The sequence below is a fragment of the Bradyrhizobium sp. SEMIA genome (assembly GCF_014844175.1).
Taxonomy (GTDB): domain Bacteria; phylum Pseudomonadota; class Alphaproteobacteria; order Rhizobiales; family Xanthobacteraceae; genus Bradyrhizobium; species Bradyrhizobium arachidis.
The window spans coordinates 2,781,380-2,797,429 of record NZ_CP046601.1 but is presented as its reverse complement, the minus strand read 5'-3'; the positions used below and the strand labels follow the sequence as shown (position 1 = coordinate 2,797,429).

The following is a 16,050-nucleotide window of genomic DNA, read 5'->3' as shown; positions in this document are numbered from 1 at the left end:
ATTGGTTCAAGAACTATTGAACATCGCGGCCGCTTTGCTATGATTCGGGACCATGAGCCGCACGCCCCTCCATCCCACCCGCGAGCAGATCGAGCTGCCGATGGTTCTGGATTGCCTGAGCGATCCGATCCGACTGGCGATCGTCTACCAGCTCGCCCAGCAGGAACGTGTCAGCAACGAGCTCTGCTGCGGCGACTTCTCCGGGCTCGCCGGCAAATCCAACCTCGCCTATCACTTCGCCAAGCTGCGCGAATGCGGCCTGATGCTGACGCGCGTCGCCGGCACCAACCGCTTCATGCGGCTGCGCCGTGAGGATCTGGATGCGCGTTTTCCGGGATTGCTCGATGCCGTGATCAGCTCGGCGGCCAAGGACGCGGACCGGCTTCAGCTGCTGCCGGAGTGCGAGGTGGTCGAGGCGGATTGAAGTTGAGACGATTGCGTGCGGTTTGGCCGGCAGTCCGTCTTCGCTTGCGCTTCGCTCCAGCTACGCCGGACACGCTGCGCCCCTTCGGGGCTTGCGTGGCTGCGCCACGCGTAGCCCCGAAGGGGCGAAGCGTGGAGACCCGGCCTGGATTTGAACCAGGATGAAGGGCGTTGCACCGCCCTCGCGTAGACGCTTCCGCCACCGGGCCGTCGCGATCATGCCTGATCAGGATACCGCAGGCCACCTCAGCTAATTATTATGCTTAACGAACTAGCGGCGGCCGCGCGATGAAGCTCATACGCCAGCGATTGTGGCCGATATTGGTGTGAGCGCGCTGGACCGCGAAGCCCGCGGCCCTCAGCTTGGCGGTGATCTCGTCCTCGCTGTAGCGCTGGAGCCCGATGCGCGAGCGTAAGTGACGGTAATCTGACAGCGCGGTGCTGATCAGCCCGATCAGTGCGTCCTTCAGAAAACCGTGCCGCAGGCCGAAGCTGAGCAACGCCATCACGTCGCGGCCCATGCCCACATTAGGCTGCAAGATATCGCCGAGCACCAGCTTGCCGGAGGGCTTCAGGATGCGGCGGATGTTGAGCAACGCACCGTCGAGCTCCTCCGATGTCATGTATTGCGCGACCGAGTTCATCACCGCGAGATCGATCGACTGGTCCTGCATCTTGCGGACGTCGTCGAGCGAGCGGACGCGGATTTTCGTGTTCGGGGCAAAGCGCGCGATCAGCCGACCGCGCACGCCGGGCGCCGGCTCGGCCAGGATCAGCTTGCCGCAGGCCGATGCCACCTGGCTCGCCGACAGCGCCTCGCCGCAGGCATAGTCCAGCACGCTCGCGTCGGGCGAGGGGATGTAACCAATGATGTCCCGCGCGATGATCTGGAAGTGCAAATCGCGATGCAGCTTGCTGACATAGATCGTATGCGTCGAGTCGTAATAATCGATCCAATCGTCCATGATATCCGAGGGTCCCGGCCGAGTGGTTCCTGGGAAGGAACCGGCGCTGCCCGCCTTGCGTTAGGGGTGCGACGGCGCGCCGTCAATGTCCGCGTCCTAACAGGAAGGTTCATCGTGAGCAAAGCCCCCAGCAAGGTCTCGCCCGACCTCGACACCCCCACCGATCTGTCGTCCCAGGCGGTCAACAAGGTTTCGGAGGCGCTCAACGTGCTTCTGGCCGATGCTTTCGCGCTGTATCTGAAGACCAAGAATTTCCACTGGCACATCAGCGGCCGGCATTTCCGCGACTATCATCTGCTGCTCGACGAGCAGTCCGATCAGATCTTCGCCACCACCGACCAGCTCGCCGAGCGCGTCCGCAAGATCGGCGGCACCACGCTCAAATCGATCGGCCAGGTCGCAAAACTCCAGACCATCAAGGACAACAACGAGGATTACGTCCCGCCGCGCGAGATGCTGCGCGAATTGATGCAGGACAACAAGCATGTCGCGGCTGCCATGCGGAAGGCGCATGAGGTCTGTGACGAGGCCGGCGATGTCGCCAGCGCCAGCATCCTCGAAGTCTTCATCGACGAGACCGAGCGGCGAACGTGGTTTTTGTTCGAGGCCACGCGGCAGGAAGGCGGCAACGAGGCGTGAGGCTCGGATGCCGTAGCTCCCGTAGGGTGGGCAAAGCGCGCTCTTCGCGCGCCGTGCCCACCTTCTATCCATGCGGCTAATATTGGTGGGCACGCTTCGCTTTGCCCACCCTACGGGACCGCGCCTGTAGCTATCTCCACAGCCGCATCAACGCGCCATCCTTGCCCGTGACCGGATCGGCTGGCGGCAACGCCACTTTCGGAATCGTCTTCAACGCCCTGGCGTGGTTCTCCGGCGAGGGTCGCGTGATCTCCATCTTGCTGCCGGGCGGATAGGCGCCGATCACGCAGAAATCGTCGCTCGCCTTGATGCATTGATGCCCGGTGCCGGCGGGCAGGATCGCGACGTCGCCAGCCTTGATCTCCAGCTCCTGGCCGTGATCGCCGCCGAAGCGGACCCGCGCATGGCCGCGCGCGATGCCGAGCACCTCATGCACGGTCGAATGATAGTGGAGATAATCGTAGACGCCATTGCGCCACGTGCCGCCCCAGTCATTCGCCTCGAACAGGTTTTCGATAGTCTCTTCCGGATGCTTGGGATCGAGCTTCACCGCGCCCTGGTAGACCAGGAAGGGAAGGATGTTGTTCGGCACGAGCCCGTCATCCTCGAACACGATGGCGAGCGGCTCGGCATGGTCGCGGACGATGGACATGGTGGGGCTCCTGCGTGAGCGTAGCAGGGATCAACGGGGGGCGGGAGACGACGTTCCTCTGACGAAGAAGCCCGGGACCAGGCCCGGGCTCGATACGTGACACAGCTTTGCGAGCGCGCCTTACGCGCTCTTCTTCTGCCGCATCAGATCGGCAAAGCGCTGGAACAGATAGTGCGAGTCGCGCGGACCGGGTGAGGCCTCGGGGTGGTACTGCACCGAGAACACCGGCTTGCCGTCGAGCTGGATACCGCAATTGGATCCGTCGAACAGCGAGATGTGGGTCTGCGTCGCGCCCTTCGGCAGCGTCGTCTCGTCCACGGCAAAGCCATGGTTCATCGAGGTGATCTCGACCTTGCCGGTGGTCTCGTCCTTCACGGGATGATTGGCGCCGTGATGGCCCTGATGCATTTTCTTCGTCTTCGCGCCGACGGCGAGGCCGAGCATTTGGTGGCCGAGGCAGATGCCGAAGGTCGGGGTGCCCGACTTGATGACGTCCTGGATCACAGGCACGGCATATTTGCCTGTGGCTGCCGGATCGCCCGGGCCATTCGACAGGAACACGCCGTCCGGCTTCATCGCCAGGATGTCCTCGGACGAGGTCGTCGCCGGCACCACCGTCACCTTGCAGCCGACGCCGGCGAGCAGGCGCAGGATGTTGCGCTTGATGCCATAGTCGATGGCGACGACGTTGAACTCCGGCTTGTCCTGCCGGCCAAAGCCCTTGTCCCAGGCCCACGGCGTCTCGTCCCAGGTGAAGCGCTGGCCGCTGGTGACCATCGGCACGAGGTCCATGCCCTCGAGGCCCGGCCATTCGCGCGCTTCCTCCTTGAGGCCATGCAAATCGAATTCGCCGGTCCTGGAATGCGCGATCACGGCGTTTGGCATGCCCTTGCTGCGGATCAGCGCGGTCAGCGCCCGGGTGTCGATGCCGGAGAGGCCGATGATGCCGCGCGCCCTGAGCCAGGCGTCGAGATGCTTGGTGGCGCGGTAGTTCGAGGGATCGGTGATCGCGGTGCGCAGGATGACGCCGCGCGCGCCTGGCGTCGCGGCCATGTTCACCGTCTCGATGTCTTCCTCGTTGGTACCGACATTGCCGATATGCGGGAAGGTGAAGGTGATGAGCTGGCCGGCATAGGAGGGATCGGTGAGGATCTCCTCATAGCCGGTCATCGCGGTGTTGAAGCAGACTTCACCGACGGCGTGGCCTTCGGCGCCGAGACCGAAGCCTTCGAGCACCGTGCCATCGGCGAGCACGAGGAGCGCGGTCGGTTTGTGGTCCGGCCAAGCGGTATCGTTTTCATGTTGGGTCATGAGCGCGTTTCATAGTCTGGGCCGGCGCTGGCGTCAAAGCGGGAGAGGGCCGATTCACATGCGTTTTTGCATAATTGACGGGCGGCCTCGGCCACTTAAGCTGGAACTGGCAATTTTGAGCCATTTCCGCGGCCGGTGGGGAAACAAAGCACCGGCAAGCGGTCCAGTCTGGCCTCTTGGCCGCGAACGGCTTAGATCAGGCGCGACAGATTGAGAGGACCCCGGCCATGCTGCGCGACGACATCAACAATGCGGTCAAGGAGGCCATGAAGGCCAAGGACGAGCGCAAGCTGTCCACGCTGCGCATGGTCAACTCGACCATCAAGAACGCCGACATCGACGCGCGCGGGCAGGGCAAGCCGCCGCTGACCGACGCCGACCTGCTCGCCGTGCTCCAGAAGATGATCAAGCAGCGCCAGGAATCGGTCGAGCTCTACGACAAGGGCGGCCGCGCCGAGCTCGCCGCGCAGGAGCGCGAGGAGATCGCAGTGATCTCGGCCTATTTGCCGAAGCAGATGTCGGACGACGAGGTCAAGAAGGCGATCGCGGACGCCATCGGCGAGACCGGTGCTGCCGGTATGAAGGACATGGGCAAAGTGATCGCGGTATTGCGCGCGAAATATGCTGGACAGATGGATTTTGGTAAGGCGTCCGGCCTCGTGAAGGCCGCGCTGACGGGCTAGCCGTCATTCCGGGGCGACGCGAAGCGTCGAGCCCGCAATCCATCGGGCCGCCGACTCTGTTGCGCAATGGATTCCGGGCTCGCGCTCCGCGCGCCCCGGAATGACAAGAAGAGAGAGCCAACCGATGACCGGCGCGATCAGACCGTTCCGCATCGCCATCAGCGACGACATCCTCGCCGACCTCAAATCGCGCCTCGCCCGCACGCGCTGGCCGGAGGCGGAGCTGGTGGACGACTGGAGCCAGGGCGCGCCGCTGAAATGGATTCAGGAGATCTGTGGCTATTGGGCGAGCGGTTACGACTGGCGCGCGCGTGAGGCAAAGCTCAATCGCTTCGATCAGTTCACCACCGAGATCGACGGGCTCGACATCCACTTCATCCATGCGCGCTCGAAAGAACCGTCCGCTCTGCCGCTGATCATCACCCATGGCTGGCCGGGCTCGATCGTGGAATTCCAGAAGGTGATCGCGCCGCTCACCGATCCCGCCGCGCATGGCGGCAATCCCGCCGACGCGTTTCATGTGGTGTGTCCGTCGCTGCCGGGCTTCGGCTTCTCGGCCAAGCCGAAGAGCACCGGCTGGGGTGTCGACCGCATCGCCGCGACCTGGGCCAAGCTGATGGACCGGCTCGGCTATATCAGTTACGGCGCGCAAGGCGGCGACTGGGGCTCGGCGGTGACGACCTCGCTCGGCGCGCAGGACGCCGAGCACTGCGCCGGCATCCACATCACGCTCGCTTTCAATGCAGCGCCGAAGGTCGAGGGTGACCCGACGGCGGAGGAGAAGCGCGCGCTCGCCGGCCTCAAGCATTACGTCGATCTCGACTCCGGCTATTCCAAGCAACAGTCGACGCGGCCGCAGACGCTCGGCTATGGCCTGACGGATTCGCCGAGCGGGCAGGCGGCCTGGATCCTCGAAAAGTTCTGGGCCTGGACCGATTGCGACGGCCATCCCGAGAACATCTTTGACAAGGACGAGCTGCTCGACAACGTCATGCTCTATTGGGCGACCGAGACGGCGACCTCGTCGGCGCGGCTCTACTGGGAGAGCTTTGGCAAGCGCCGCACCATGCCGGTGGTCAAGGTGCCGACCGGCGTCGCAGTGTTCCCGAAGGAGATCATCACGCCGGTGCGGCGCTGGATGGAGCCGAACTTCCACAACATCACCCATTGGAGTGAGATGGAAAAGGGCGGCCATTTCGCTGCGTTCGAGCAGCCGGACCTGTTCGTGCGCGATGTCAGGACGTTTTTCGCGACGGTGCGGTAAGACCCCGCTGTCATTCCGGGGCGCCCGCAGGGCGAACCCGGAATCCATCGGGCCGCAGCAAATGCCGCGCAATGGATTCCGGGCTCGACGCTGGCGCGTCGCCCCGGAATGACGCCTGAGAAGCACCGTCATGCCGGGCTTGTCCCGGGCATCCACGGCCTTAAACTGGCGCCAAAACAAGTGGCCTCGTGGATGGCCGGAACAAGCCCGGCCATGACGCCGAGAGTACGGAAGCGACCCAAGCCCATGCTGACCGAAGCCGCAACCTACGACGAGCTCTATCGCAACTTCCGCTGGGACATCCCGGCCCGCTTCAACATGGCGGAGGCGTGCTGCGACCGGCATGCCGACGGCACCGGCCGCCTCGCGCTGGTCTATGTCGACGAGAACGGCGCGACCACGCGTACCTCGTTCGACGAGGTCGCGGAGATGTCGCGGCGTTTCGCCAATGTACTGAAGGCCGACGGCCTTGTGCGCGGCGACCGCGTCGCGGTGTTCCTGTCGCAGTCGCTGGAATTGCCGATCGCGCATGTGGCGGCATTCCGCGCCGGCCTGATCTCGATTCCGCTGTTCGCTCTGTTCGGCGAGGACGCGCTGGAGTTCCGCCTGTCGAATTCGCAAGCGAGAGCCATCATCACCGACGAAGCGGGCTGGGAGAAGCTGACGAAGATCCGCGAACGGCTGCCCTATTTGCAGGACATCTATATCACGAGCGGCGCGGTTCACGCCGGCGCAAAACCGTTCTGGTCAGCGATCGAAACCGCGTCCGAGGACTTTGCGACCGTCGATACTTCCGCCGACGATCCCGCGCTGATCATCTACACCTCAGGCACCACGGGCAACCCGAAGGGCGCGCTGCATGCGCATCGCGTCGTGCTCGGCCATCTGCCCAATGTCGAGATGTGCCACAACTTCTTGCCGAGGCCCGGCGATCTGATGTGGACGCCGGCGGACTGGGCCTGGATCGGCGGTCTCATCAACGGACTGTTCGCATTCTGGTACCACGGCATCCCGTTGGTGGGACATCGTGCGCGAAAGTTCGAGCCGCAGGCGGCGATGCAGATGATGGCCGACCTCGGCGTGCGCAACGTCTTCCTGCCGCCGACGGCGCTCAAGCTGATGCGGCAGGCGGGCGTGAAGCATCCCGGCGTCAAGCTGCGCAGCATCTTCACCGGCGGTGAATCGCTCGGCGGCGAGCTGCTCGGCTGGGTGCGCGAGACCTTTGGCATCGACGCCCATGAAGTATTCGGCCAGACCGAGTGCAATCTCGTGATCGGCAGCAACTCCAACCTGTTTCCGATCCGCCCCGGTTCGATGGGCAAGGCGACGCCGGGCTTCGACGTCCGCATCGTCAACGACCAGGGCGAGGAGCAGCCGCGCGGCCAGCGCGGCATCATCGGCGTGCGCCAGCCGTGCCCGTGCACGATGCTCGAATACTGGCGCAATCCGGAGGCGACGGCGAAGAAATATGCCGGTGAGTTTCTCTTGACCGGCGATCTCGGCGTGCAGGATGAGGACGGCTATTTCTGGTATGTCAGCCGCGAGGACGACGTCATCACCACCGCCGGCTATCGCGTCGGCCCTTCCGAGATCGAGCACACCTTGATGAAGCATCCGTCGGTGGCTATGGCCGCCGTGGTCGGCATTCCCGATCCGATCCGCACCGAGTCGATCAAGGCATGGATCGTGCTGCGTCCGGGCTTTACCGGCAGCGATGCGCTCGCGCGCGAGATCCAGGAATTCGTGAAGGTGCAGCTTGCCGCCCATGAATATCCGCGCTTCGTGGAATTCGCCGAGACCTTGCCGATGACGGCGACGGGCAAGGTGCTGCGGCGCGAGCTGCGGGCGAGGGGTTAGCTTCCGACAATGGCAAAGTCCGCCCAAGTCGCGGGGCTTCATCGCGCATCGCTCGACAAGCTGCACGATCTCGATGCGGCGCTGGAGCTGATGTATTACGGCTGGCGCGGCATGACGCTGGAGGCCGACGAATATCTTGCGAAGCAGGGCCTGTCGCGTCCGCATCATCGTATCCTTTACGTAGTGGCGCGCCGGCCCGACATCGCGATCGGCGCGCTGATCGAGATTCTCGGCATTTCCAAGCAGGCGCTGAACCGGCCGCTCAATCTCCTGCTGGAGCGCAAGCTCCTGACGTCGAAGCGGGCGCCCGAGCAGCATCGATCAAAACTGCTGCGCCTGACCGCCGCGGGCCAGCGCATCGAGCAGAAAGCGTCGGACCACGAGCGCAAGGTCCTGCGCGAGGCGTTCGACCGCGTCGGGGCGGCGGGGGCGGCGGCATGGATGGCCGTGATGGGATCGATCGCCGACAACAATTGACCAATCCTGAAGTCAACATAGTTGACATGAGACGCGCGCTTTGCCACCTTCCCGGCAACGGGCCGGGGAGGGCTGCGTCATGAGCGCAGGGGATATGGATCGCGCGGCTGCCGAACGCTTCGTCGCGGCTTGGTGCGCGAGCTGGTGCAGGGTCGACATCGACGCGGTCGTCGCGCATTTTGCCGACGATGCGCAGATGCGCAGCCCCCTGGCGCTGTCGCTGACCGGTTCTGCTGTCGTCAGGGGCGCCGAGAACATCCGCGCCTATTGGCGAGAGGCCTATGGCCACATCGAAAGCGCCGACCTGAAGATCCTGAGCTGGAGCTGGGACGAGGTCATCGCGCGCCTGACGGTGTGGTGGCAGCTCGGTGACACCCGCGCCAGCGAGTTCATGGATTTCGATGATGCGGGCCGGGTGGTGCGCAGCGAAGCCTTTTACGGAAAATGACCATGCACCTTTCGGATTTCGTCCTGCTGCTCAACGCGCTCTGGTTCGGCGGCGCCTTCGTTCAGTTCAGCATCGCGCAAGCCAACACGCTGAAGATCTTGCTGCCGCGCGAAGAGCGCAGCAATCCGATTGCGCCGACGCTCGCGGCGAGCGTGGCGTTTCTCGGCGGGATGAACCTGCCGATCGGGCTGTTGTCGCTCTATCTTCTGGCGGCGCGCCCCTCGTTCTTCCAGCCGGTCGAGGCGCAGCTCGCGCTGTTCCTGTTCTTCGCCGCCTGCCACTTCAGCCAGTTCGCCTACAATCTGCCGGTCCTGATGCGCGGAGGGCGCGTCGGGGTGGCATACTGGCCGGTGCTCAAAGGTCCGATGCTGAGGATCTTCGTCATCGACGCGGCGCTGTTCGCGGCCAATCTCGGCGTGGCGCTGCTGCTCGTATCTCGCTGACTTGAGCATGATCTTTCGGAAAACCGCTAGGCACTTTGCGCTAACGCGGCCCTCCGGGTCCGGATCATGCTTTAGCGCGACAGCGCCGATCGCAGCGTCGCGGCGAGATCCTGCCGTCGGAATGGCTTTGTCAGAATGCGCGCGTCGACCCCGTCGGGCGTCTTGACCGGATTTTGGCTGTAGCCGGAGGTGAAGAGCACCTTGAGCCCCGGCCGCAACTGGGTTGCCTGCCTCGCAAGCTCCGGCCCGAACATGCCGCCGGGCATCACGACGTCGGTGAACAGCAGATGGACGTCCCCGGGCTGGCGTAGCAGCTCCAGTGCTGCGGGCCCGTTCGACGTGGCGACGACGCGGTAGCCGAGGGCTCTCAGCTCGCTCTCGACATAGGCTCGCACCATGTCGTCGTCCTCGACGACGAGAATAGTCTCGTGTCCGTCGGGGGCAACGATCGGCTCCGGCGGTGGCGGCTCCTCGTTCAGCGCCGTCGCGATGCGGGGAAAGAACAGCCTGACGACGCTGCCCTGTCCCGGCTCTGACTGCAATTGCACGAGACCGCCGGATTGCTGCGCAAATCCGTAGACCATGCTGAGGCCGAGGCCAGTCCCCTTGCCGACCTCCTTGGTGGTGAAGAACGGCTCGAACGCGCGGCTCGCGGTGTCCGCCTCCATGCCGCAGCCAGTATCGGTCACGGCCACCATGACATAGTCGCCCGGCCGCGGCTCGCCGTTGACGTCGAGATCGGATTCGCTGAGCGAGTTGTTGCGCACCTCGACGGTCAGCTTGCCGCCGTCAGGCATCGCGTCGCGCGCGTTGAGGACGAGGTTGAGCAGGGCGGTTGCCAGTTGGCCGGGGTCGACGCTGGTCAGCCACAAACCCGGTCCGAACGCGAAGCTGCACTCGATGTGCTCGCCCAGTGTCCGACGCAGCAACTGCTCCATGCCGAGGATTCGTTCGGCTATGTCGATCTCGCGCGGCCGTAAGGGCTGCTTGCGCGCGAAGGCGAGCAGGCTGCGTGTCAGGTCGGCGCCGCGCTCGGCCGCGGTCGCGATGTCGCTGGCGATCCCTTGTAATTCCTTGTTGCCCGCCAGCCTGTCGGCCAGATGCTCGGAGTTGCCGAGAATGACGGTCAGGAGGTTGTTGAAATCGTGCGCCACGCCGCCGGTGAGCTGTCCCATGGCTTCCATCTTCTGGGACTGGCTGAGCTTGTGGCTGAGGTCGGCGATGGCGGCGCGTTGCTGCTCGAGCGACTCGGCCGTGCCGTTGAGCAGCATCATCAGTCCGCCGAGCTCGCCGCCCGGATAAGGCGGCGGAATGCGCGCGCTGAGATCGCCGAGCCCGAGCCGTTTCGCCATCGCGGCAAGCCGCCCCACCTGGCGCCCGAGGCTGACGGTCGCGAGGATCCAGACGCCGGCCAGCAGCAGCAGCGAGGCCACCGCGAGAATCGCCATGTCCTCGTAGAGCCGGCGGTTCGCCGCCGCGACCAGCCCGTCCTTGGATCGTCCGACGATGATATAGAGGCCAGCCTTGCGCATCGACGGTGAGCGGGCGACGGCCCAGACCTGCGCGCGGCCTTCGCGATCGGTCAACTCGCGCGACGCCTCGCCATCGGGTGAGGCCGCGAAGCGGAACAGGTCTGATCCCGCGATCGACGCGCCGACGGGCTCGCGCCAGCCACCTAATTTGGGCGCGACCAGCACCGTGCCCTTGCTGTCGACGAGCAGGATCTCCTTCTCGGCGAGCAGACGCTTGTCGTGAAACTCCGCGAATTTGTTCAAATTGAACGAAGCGAGCAGGACGAATTTCAGCGCGCCGGCGTCCGAGCGCACGGGATAGGCGATCTGGAGCACCGATATTCCGGTGAGGCGGCCGAAAACCGGCTCCACCGCGACGATACCTTGCGAGACCTTCGCCTGCCTGAAATAGGCGCGATCGTTCAGATCGAGCGTGCGGTTGGTCCGCAGCGAGTCGCAGAACAGGCTGCCGTCGGGATCGATGGTCAATATTCCCGTGAACTGCGGATATTCTTCGCGCACATCGGAGAGAAACGCCGAGCATGCCGCCTTGTCGCGCGTGTCGACGTCTCGGGCGCGGGCGAGGCCATAGTGAAGCTGGGCGGTGCCCTGGATCTTCTCGTCCAGATCGCTCGCGATGTCGTCGGCGGATGCGGCGAGATTAGCCAGGGCCGCGTTGATCTCGCTGGTCCGGTTCTGCACGAAGCGCAGGCCGACGAGGATCGCCGGCACGAGCATGGCCGCGATGACGAGGATCAGTAACCGGGTACGCAGGCTCATCGGTGGGGCGGATCCGCTCTTCGCGCGTGTTTGTTCGGAGGTACAATTTGCGGCACGATCGTCCGCTCAGTCCATAGGGATAAGGCTCGAAAATCGCACGGAAGAGACGAGCATCTCGCGCTGCGGGTATTGCGGTGAAATTGCAATCTTCGCGTCATCCGCCATCAAGTTGCGCGTGCGCGCGGCAGCGCTAATATTACTATCCGCGCGACGAAAGATCGCGCCCGCAGACGGGGAGGAAGCCGATGTCCATCTCGGGCAAGGTCGATCCGGTGGTGCGTGCCGTCGCGGCGACCGACATCGCCGAGGCGCTGGTCGAGGGCCTGCGCGACTTCCAGGCGCTGCCGCTTTACGGCCTTGCCTTCGGCGCGCTCTATGCCGCCGGCGGCATCGTCATCATGCTCTGCCTCACCGCCTTCGGCATGGTCTATCTCGTCTATCCCCTTGCCGCCGGCTTCGCGCTGATCGGGCCATTCGTGGCGATCGGCCTTTACGAGGTCAGCCGGCGCCGCGAGCACGGCGAGCCGGTGTCGTTCGGCGCGATCTGGTCGGCGATACGTTCGCGCAGCGAGATCGGCTGGATGGCCTTCGTCACGCTGTTCGTGTTCGTGATCTGGATGTACCAGGTGCGACTCCTGATCGCGCTGCTGCTCGGACTGCACGCCTCGTTCTCCAGCCTGCAGGAATTCATGACGGTGGTGCTGACGACGAACGAGGGCCTGCTCTTCCTCGCAATCGGCAATGCGGTCGGCGCCGCGCTGTCGCTGATTCTGTTTTCGCTGACCGTGGTGTCGTTTCCGCTGCTGCTCGACCGCGAGGTCGATTTCGTCACGGCGATGGTGACGAGCGTGCGCGCGGTGGTGACGAGCCCGCTGCCGATGATCGGATGGGCCGCCGTGATCGTGATGCTGCTGATCGTCTCGGCGCTGCCTTACTTTCTCGGGCTGGTGGTGACGCTGCCGGTGCTTGGGCACGCGACATGGCATCTGTATCGGCGGCTGGTGGTGCCGGTGTCTGCCTAGTCGTCATTCCGGGGCGCCCGAAGGGCGAACCCGGAATCCATACAGCCACCAACTCCGCCGCTTGATGGATTCCGGGTTCGCGCGGAGCCTGTCATCGGGCCGCGCCTTGCGCGGACCCGGAATGACCAATGCGCCTACGGCGTCTTGATCCCCATCGCCTTCAGCGCATCGAGCATGCGCTGCGGCGGGCCCATTTTCACCACCAGCGGCTTGCCGGTCTCGAGCACGCTCTTGAGACTGGAGAGAATCGCGGGCCAGCCGGAGCGGCCGCCGGCGAGGATGTCGTCGCTGAGCGGCCGGTCGTGGCCTTCGCTCATAGTGAGACGCACCGCATCGCCGACCTGTTCGATGTCGTAGGTGACGAGCGTCGGCCCAAGCTTCTCCATCAGCTCGGGCCAGTTCACGTTGAACGTGACCGAGAGCTTTCGCGGCGGGTCGTAGGCGAGAACCTCGCCGCTGATGTGCAGGGCTCCATCAGGCGTGCGCACGATGAACGCGCCGCCAAGTCGCGGCTCGACCTCCACGCTATTGCCGAAGAAATAGAGCTTGCTGAACTCGGCTGAGGTCAGCGCCTCCCAGACTTTCTCCGGCGTCGAGGCGATGTAGATGGTGTAGGTCGTCAGGGGCTTGAACTGATCGAGGTTCATCATTCAAATCCTTCGATGCCGAGTGCGGCTGGCGGGATCGCTGGCACCTTCCCGGTTTCCAGTAGGCTCTTGAGCCCAGACAGGATCGCCGGCCAGCCCCTCGAGATGCCGTCGAGCAGCTTGCTGCCGTCGGCGAAGCCTTCGTGGGTCACGGTCAGCTTCACGAGCGCGCCCCAGGGCTCGAGCGTGAAAACGACCTTGGTCGGCCCTTCGTTCCGCATGTCCTCGTCCACTTCGTGCTTGAAGGTGTAGGACAGGCGCCGCGGCGGAACGACCTCCAGGATCTCGCCGGTGTCGGTGGTCCTGCCGCTCATCACAAGCGCAATGGACGAGCCCACCTTCCAGTCAGACCTGACTTCGGTGTCGAACCAGTATCGCCGCGTGAACGCGCTGTCGGTCAGCGCCTCCCACAGCTTTTCCGGCGTGGTCTCGATATAGGTGACGTAGACGAATTCGGGGCGGGACATCAGGCGGCATCCTTGGTCGGATAGTCGGCGGAACGATCCCGATCGTGTGGCCGGTCTCGAGCAGGCTCTTCAGGTTCGACAGGACCATCGGCCAGCCGCCGGAGATGTCGCGCAGGGTCTTGCCGTCCTCGCCGAGCTCGTCATGCGTGACCGTCAGCTTGACGACCTTGCCGCGCGGCTCGAGATCGAAGGTGACGCGCGAGGTTCCTTCGCCGGCCCCTTCGGGTTTGCGATTGTACCAGCTATAGGCGAGCCGTCGCGTTGGATCGAAGGTGATGATCTCGCCCTCGACCGTCGGGTTGCCGTTGTTGGTGAAGCGATAAGGCGCGCCTTGCTTCCAGTCGGACGTGATGCGATGGCCGAACCAGTAGCGCTCGGTGAAATCGCCGTCGGTCAACGCCTGCCACAGCGCCTCGGGTGTCGTCTCGATGTAGGTCACGTAGACGTAATTCGGATTACTCATCGCGTTTCTCCAACTGGCGTTTCAACTCGCTGAGCGCGGCGAGCTTGCCGCGCTCGAACTTCTTGATCCAGCGTTCGCCGATCTGATGGATCGGCACCGGATTGAGGTAGTGCAGCTTCTCGCGGCCATGTCTGAGGGGCGTGACCAGGTTGGCCTCTTCGAGAATGACAAGGTGTTTTGTGACGGCCTGGCGCGTCATCGCGAGGCCTTCGCAAAGTTCGTTCAGCGTCTGGCCGTTTTTGGCGTGAAGCCTGTCCAGGAGCGAGCGTCGTGACGCGTCGGCGAGCGCTTTGAAGACCTCATCCATGGCGGTGATAATAGGCAACCAAATGGTTGCATGTCAAGCACCTCATTCCGGGGCGCGCGGAGCGCGAACTCCGGTGCGCAATTGCGCACCGGAGAATCTCGAGATTCCGGATAACCGCTGCGTGGTTTCCGGAAAATGACGTGCAAAAGAACGTGTCTTTGGCGCGTGTAAATTGCCGTGCTAGCGTTGAAGCTCAGCCAACACAGATTGGTTCCGGGAGGACTTTGATGTTCCGTTGCGTCCTGACTGCTGCCTGCCTCGTCCTTTTTGCCGGCAGCACTGTTGTCCATGCGCAAAAACAGGCCATCGGCGCGCCGCCGGAAGCTTCCAACATGAAGCTGGTCGGTACCAACGACCTCCAGGCGCGTAGCGCCTATCAGCCCACCATCCATCACCAGGGCGATCGCTGGATCGCCTATATCGGCCATCATGGCGGCACCGACGATGTGCCGGCGCCCGTCAATCCGATGACGGGGCAGGCGGAGCCGAACGGGACCTCGATCGTCGACGTCACCGATCCCGCGCATCCCAAATATTTGCGGCATCTGCCGGGGCAGGAAGGCAAGTACGAATCCGGCGGCGCGCAAATGGTGCGGGTCTGCGACGGCAAATCGTTGCCGAAAGCCGATCCCAACGCGGTCTACATGCTGCGCACCTTCGGCAGCGAGGCGCATGAGATCTGGAATGTCGCCGATCCCGCCAATCCCGTGCTCCTCACGCGCATCGGGGGATTGAAGGACACTCACAAGAGCTGGTGGGAATGCGACACCGGCGTCGCCTTTCTCGTCTCGGGCGCGCCGGACTGGCGCACGCGGCGCATGACACAGGTCTATGATCTGAGCGATCCCGCGCATCCGCAGAAGATCCGCGACTTCGGCCTGCCCGGCCAGGAGCCTGGTTCGACCGGCGCGGTGCCGACCGAACTGCACGGGCCGATCTCGACCGGGCCGAACGGCAACCGCGTCTATTTCGGCTACGGCACCAACAAGGGCGGCATCTTGCAGATCGTCGATCGCGAGAAGCTGTTGAACGGTCCGAAGGAGCCGACGGCGGACAATCTGCGCTATCCCGAGATCGCGCGGATGCCGATGTCCGCCTTCAACGGCGCGCACACGACGTTCCCGATGCTCGACATGCCCGTCGCCGAGTTCGCCGAGGACAAGGATGGCAAGACGCGGGACATCGTCATGATCGTCGACGAGGCGATCCTCAACGAATGCGGCGAGGCGCGGCAGATGGTGTGGTTCGCCGACGTCACCACCGAGACGCGGCCGATGATGATCTCGAGCTACACCGTGCCGGAGGAGAGCGGGCGGTTCTGCCAGCGCGGCGGCCGGTTCGGCTCGCATTCGTCGAACGAGAGCATGGCGCCGGTCTATTACAAGAAGATGGCCTTCATCGCCTTCTTCAATGCCGGCGTGCGCGCGCTCGACATCCGCGATCCCTATCATCCGAAGGAAGTCGGCTACTTCATTCCCGCGATCACCGCGGCGACCGACAAGCGCTGCATTCCGGTCGAGGGCGGCGAGCGCTGCAAGGTCGCGATCCAGACCAACAATGTCGAGACCGACGAGCGCGGCTACATCTACATCGTCGACCGCGCCAATACCGGCCTGCATATCCTCGAGCTGACGGGACCTGCCCGCACTGTGGCCGGCTTGCCGAAGAACTGACGATGCGGCGCGGGGCAA

General features: G+C 64.2%; 18 protein-coding genes and 1 tRNA gene. 10 read left to right on the top strand and 9 right to left on the bottom strand.

From position 1 onward, the window contains the following. The first annotated feature begins 52 nt into the window (after positions 1-52). Positions 53-424 carry an ArsR/SmtB family transcription factor gene (locus tag FOM02_RS13645; protein ID WP_027563743.1) on the top strand — a complete coding sequence of 124 codons (372 nt, stop codon included), beginning with the start codon at positions 53-55 and terminating at the stop codon, positions 422-424. A gap of 132 nt (positions 425-556) precedes the next feature. Here FOM02_RS13645 and FOM02_RS13640 read toward each other — a convergent pair. Further along, positions 557-632: transfer RNA gene (locus tag FOM02_RS13640), tRNA-OTHER, on the bottom strand. A gap of 54 nt (positions 633-686) precedes the next feature. After that, positions 687-1,388 carry a class I SAM-dependent methyltransferase gene (locus FOM02_RS13635; RefSeq protein ID WP_027563744.1) on the bottom strand — a complete coding sequence of 234 codons (702 nt, stop codon included), beginning with the start codon at positions 1,386-1,388 and terminating at the stop codon, positions 687-689. A gap of 114 nt (positions 1,389-1,502) precedes the next feature. Here FOM02_RS13635 and FOM02_RS13630 point away from each other — a divergent pair, with 114 nt between their 5' ends. Continuing rightward, positions 1,503-2,027, top strand: a complete 525-nt coding sequence (locus FOM02_RS13630) for a Dps family protein (protein ID WP_027563745.1) — start codon at positions 1,503-1,505, stop codon at positions 2,025-2,027. Between the two features lie 130 nt (positions 2,028-2,157). On the opposite strand, the gene FOM02_RS13625 is transcribed toward FOM02_RS13630, so the two are convergent. Then, the gene (locus tag FOM02_RS13625; RefSeq protein ID WP_027563746.1) at positions 2,158-2,679 is read right to left on the bottom strand and encodes a cupin domain-containing protein; all 522 of its coding nucleotides are present in this window, start codon (positions 2,677-2,679) and stop codon (positions 2,158-2,160) included. A gap of 120 nt (positions 2,680-2,799) precedes the next feature. After that, the gene (gene carA, locus FOM02_RS13620; RefSeq protein ID WP_027563747.1) at positions 2,800-3,990 is read right to left on the bottom strand and encodes a glutamine-hydrolyzing carbamoyl-phosphate synthase small subunit; all 1,191 of its coding nucleotides are present in this window, start codon (positions 3,988-3,990) and stop codon (positions 2,800-2,802) included. Positions 3,991-4,217: 227 nt separating this feature from the next. On the opposite strand from carA, the gene FOM02_RS13615 reads away from it, so the two are divergent. From FOM02_RS13615 to FOM02_RS13590, 6 genes are all read left to right on the top strand, one after another. Next, positions 4,218-4,673, top strand: a complete 456-nt coding sequence (locus FOM02_RS13615; protein ID WP_027563748.1) for a GatB/YqeY domain-containing protein — start codon at positions 4,218-4,220, stop codon at positions 4,671-4,673. Positions 4,674-4,797: 124 nt separating this feature from the next. Next, positions 4,798-5,937 carry an epoxide hydrolase family protein gene (locus tag FOM02_RS13610; RefSeq protein WP_027563749.1) on the top strand — a complete coding sequence of 380 codons (1,140 nt, stop codon included), beginning with the start codon at positions 4,798-4,800 and terminating at the stop codon, positions 5,935-5,937. Positions 5,938-6,183: 246 nt separating this feature from the next. Continuing rightward, a complete protein-coding gene (locus tag FOM02_RS13605; RefSeq protein ID WP_027563750.1) occupies positions 6,184-7,794 on the top strand; it encodes an acyl-CoA synthetase in 1,611 nt (536 codons plus the stop codon). Between the two features lie 9 nt (positions 7,795-7,803). Beyond that, complete coding sequence (locus FOM02_RS13600) at positions 7,804-8,271, top strand: MarR family transcriptional regulator (protein ID WP_027563751.1); 468 nt, start codon at positions 7,804-7,806, stop codon at positions 8,269-8,271. A 79-nt stretch (positions 8,272-8,350) separates the two neighbouring features. Continuing rightward, a complete protein-coding gene (locus tag FOM02_RS13595; RefSeq protein WP_027563752.1) occupies positions 8,351-8,719 on the top strand; it encodes a YybH family protein in 369 nt (122 codons plus the stop codon). A 2-nt stretch (positions 8,720-8,721) separates the two neighbouring features. Next, positions 8,722-9,162, top strand: coding sequence for a hypothetical protein (locus FOM02_RS13590; RefSeq protein WP_027563753.1), 441 nt, complete (start codon positions 8,722-8,724; stop codon positions 9,160-9,162). Between the two features lie 71 nt (positions 9,163-9,233). Here the strand turns inward: FOM02_RS13590 and FOM02_RS13585 are convergent, their stop codons facing one another. Then, a complete protein-coding gene (locus tag FOM02_RS13585; protein WP_265441829.1) occupies positions 9,234-11,453 on the bottom strand; it encodes an ATP-binding protein in 2,220 nt (739 codons plus the stop codon). A 245-nt stretch (positions 11,454-11,698) separates the two neighbouring features. Between FOM02_RS13585 and FOM02_RS13580 the strand changes: the two genes are divergently transcribed. Continuing rightward, positions 11,699-12,475: a DUF2189 domain-containing protein gene (locus tag FOM02_RS13580; protein ID WP_027563755.1), complete on the top strand. Its 777-nt coding sequence runs from the start codon at positions 11,699-11,701 to the stop codon at positions 12,473-12,475. Between the two features lie 134 nt (positions 12,476-12,609). On the opposite strand, the gene FOM02_RS13575 is transcribed toward FOM02_RS13580, so the two are convergent. The 4 genes from FOM02_RS13575 to FOM02_RS13560 are packed head-to-tail and all read right to left on the bottom strand — an operon-like array spanning position 12,610 to position 14,359. Further along, a complete protein-coding gene (locus tag FOM02_RS13575; RefSeq protein ID WP_027563756.1) occupies positions 12,610-13,122 on the bottom strand; it encodes an SRPBCC family protein in 513 nt (170 codons plus the stop codon). Next, complete coding sequence (locus FOM02_RS13570; protein WP_322596986.1) at positions 13,122-13,535, bottom strand: SRPBCC family protein; 414 nt, start codon at positions 13,533-13,535, stop codon at positions 13,122-13,124. Before FOM02_RS13570 ends, FOM02_RS13575 begins: the two co-directional genes overlap by 1 nt. Further along, positions 13,468-14,052: an SRPBCC family protein gene (locus tag FOM02_RS13565; protein ID WP_322596964.1), complete on the bottom strand. Its 585-nt coding sequence runs from the start codon at positions 14,050-14,052 to the stop codon at positions 13,468-13,470. Before FOM02_RS13565 ends, FOM02_RS13570 begins: the two co-directional genes overlap by 68 nt. Beyond that, positions 14,045-14,359 carry an ArsR/SmtB family transcription factor gene (locus FOM02_RS13560; RefSeq protein WP_027563759.1) on the bottom strand — a complete coding sequence of 105 codons (315 nt, stop codon included), beginning with the start codon at positions 14,357-14,359 and terminating at the stop codon, positions 14,045-14,047. The genes FOM02_RS13565 and FOM02_RS13560 overlap by 8 nt, the downstream gene beginning before the upstream one ends. A 227-nt stretch (positions 14,360-14,586) precedes the next feature. On the opposite strand from FOM02_RS13560, the gene FOM02_RS13555 reads away from it, so the two are divergent. Beyond that, positions 14,587-16,032 carry an LVIVD repeat-containing protein gene (locus FOM02_RS13555; RefSeq protein ID WP_027563760.1) on the top strand — a complete coding sequence of 482 codons (1,446 nt, stop codon included), beginning with the start codon at positions 14,587-14,589 and terminating at the stop codon, positions 16,030-16,032. The last annotated feature ends 18 nt before the right edge of the window (positions 16,033-16,050 follow it).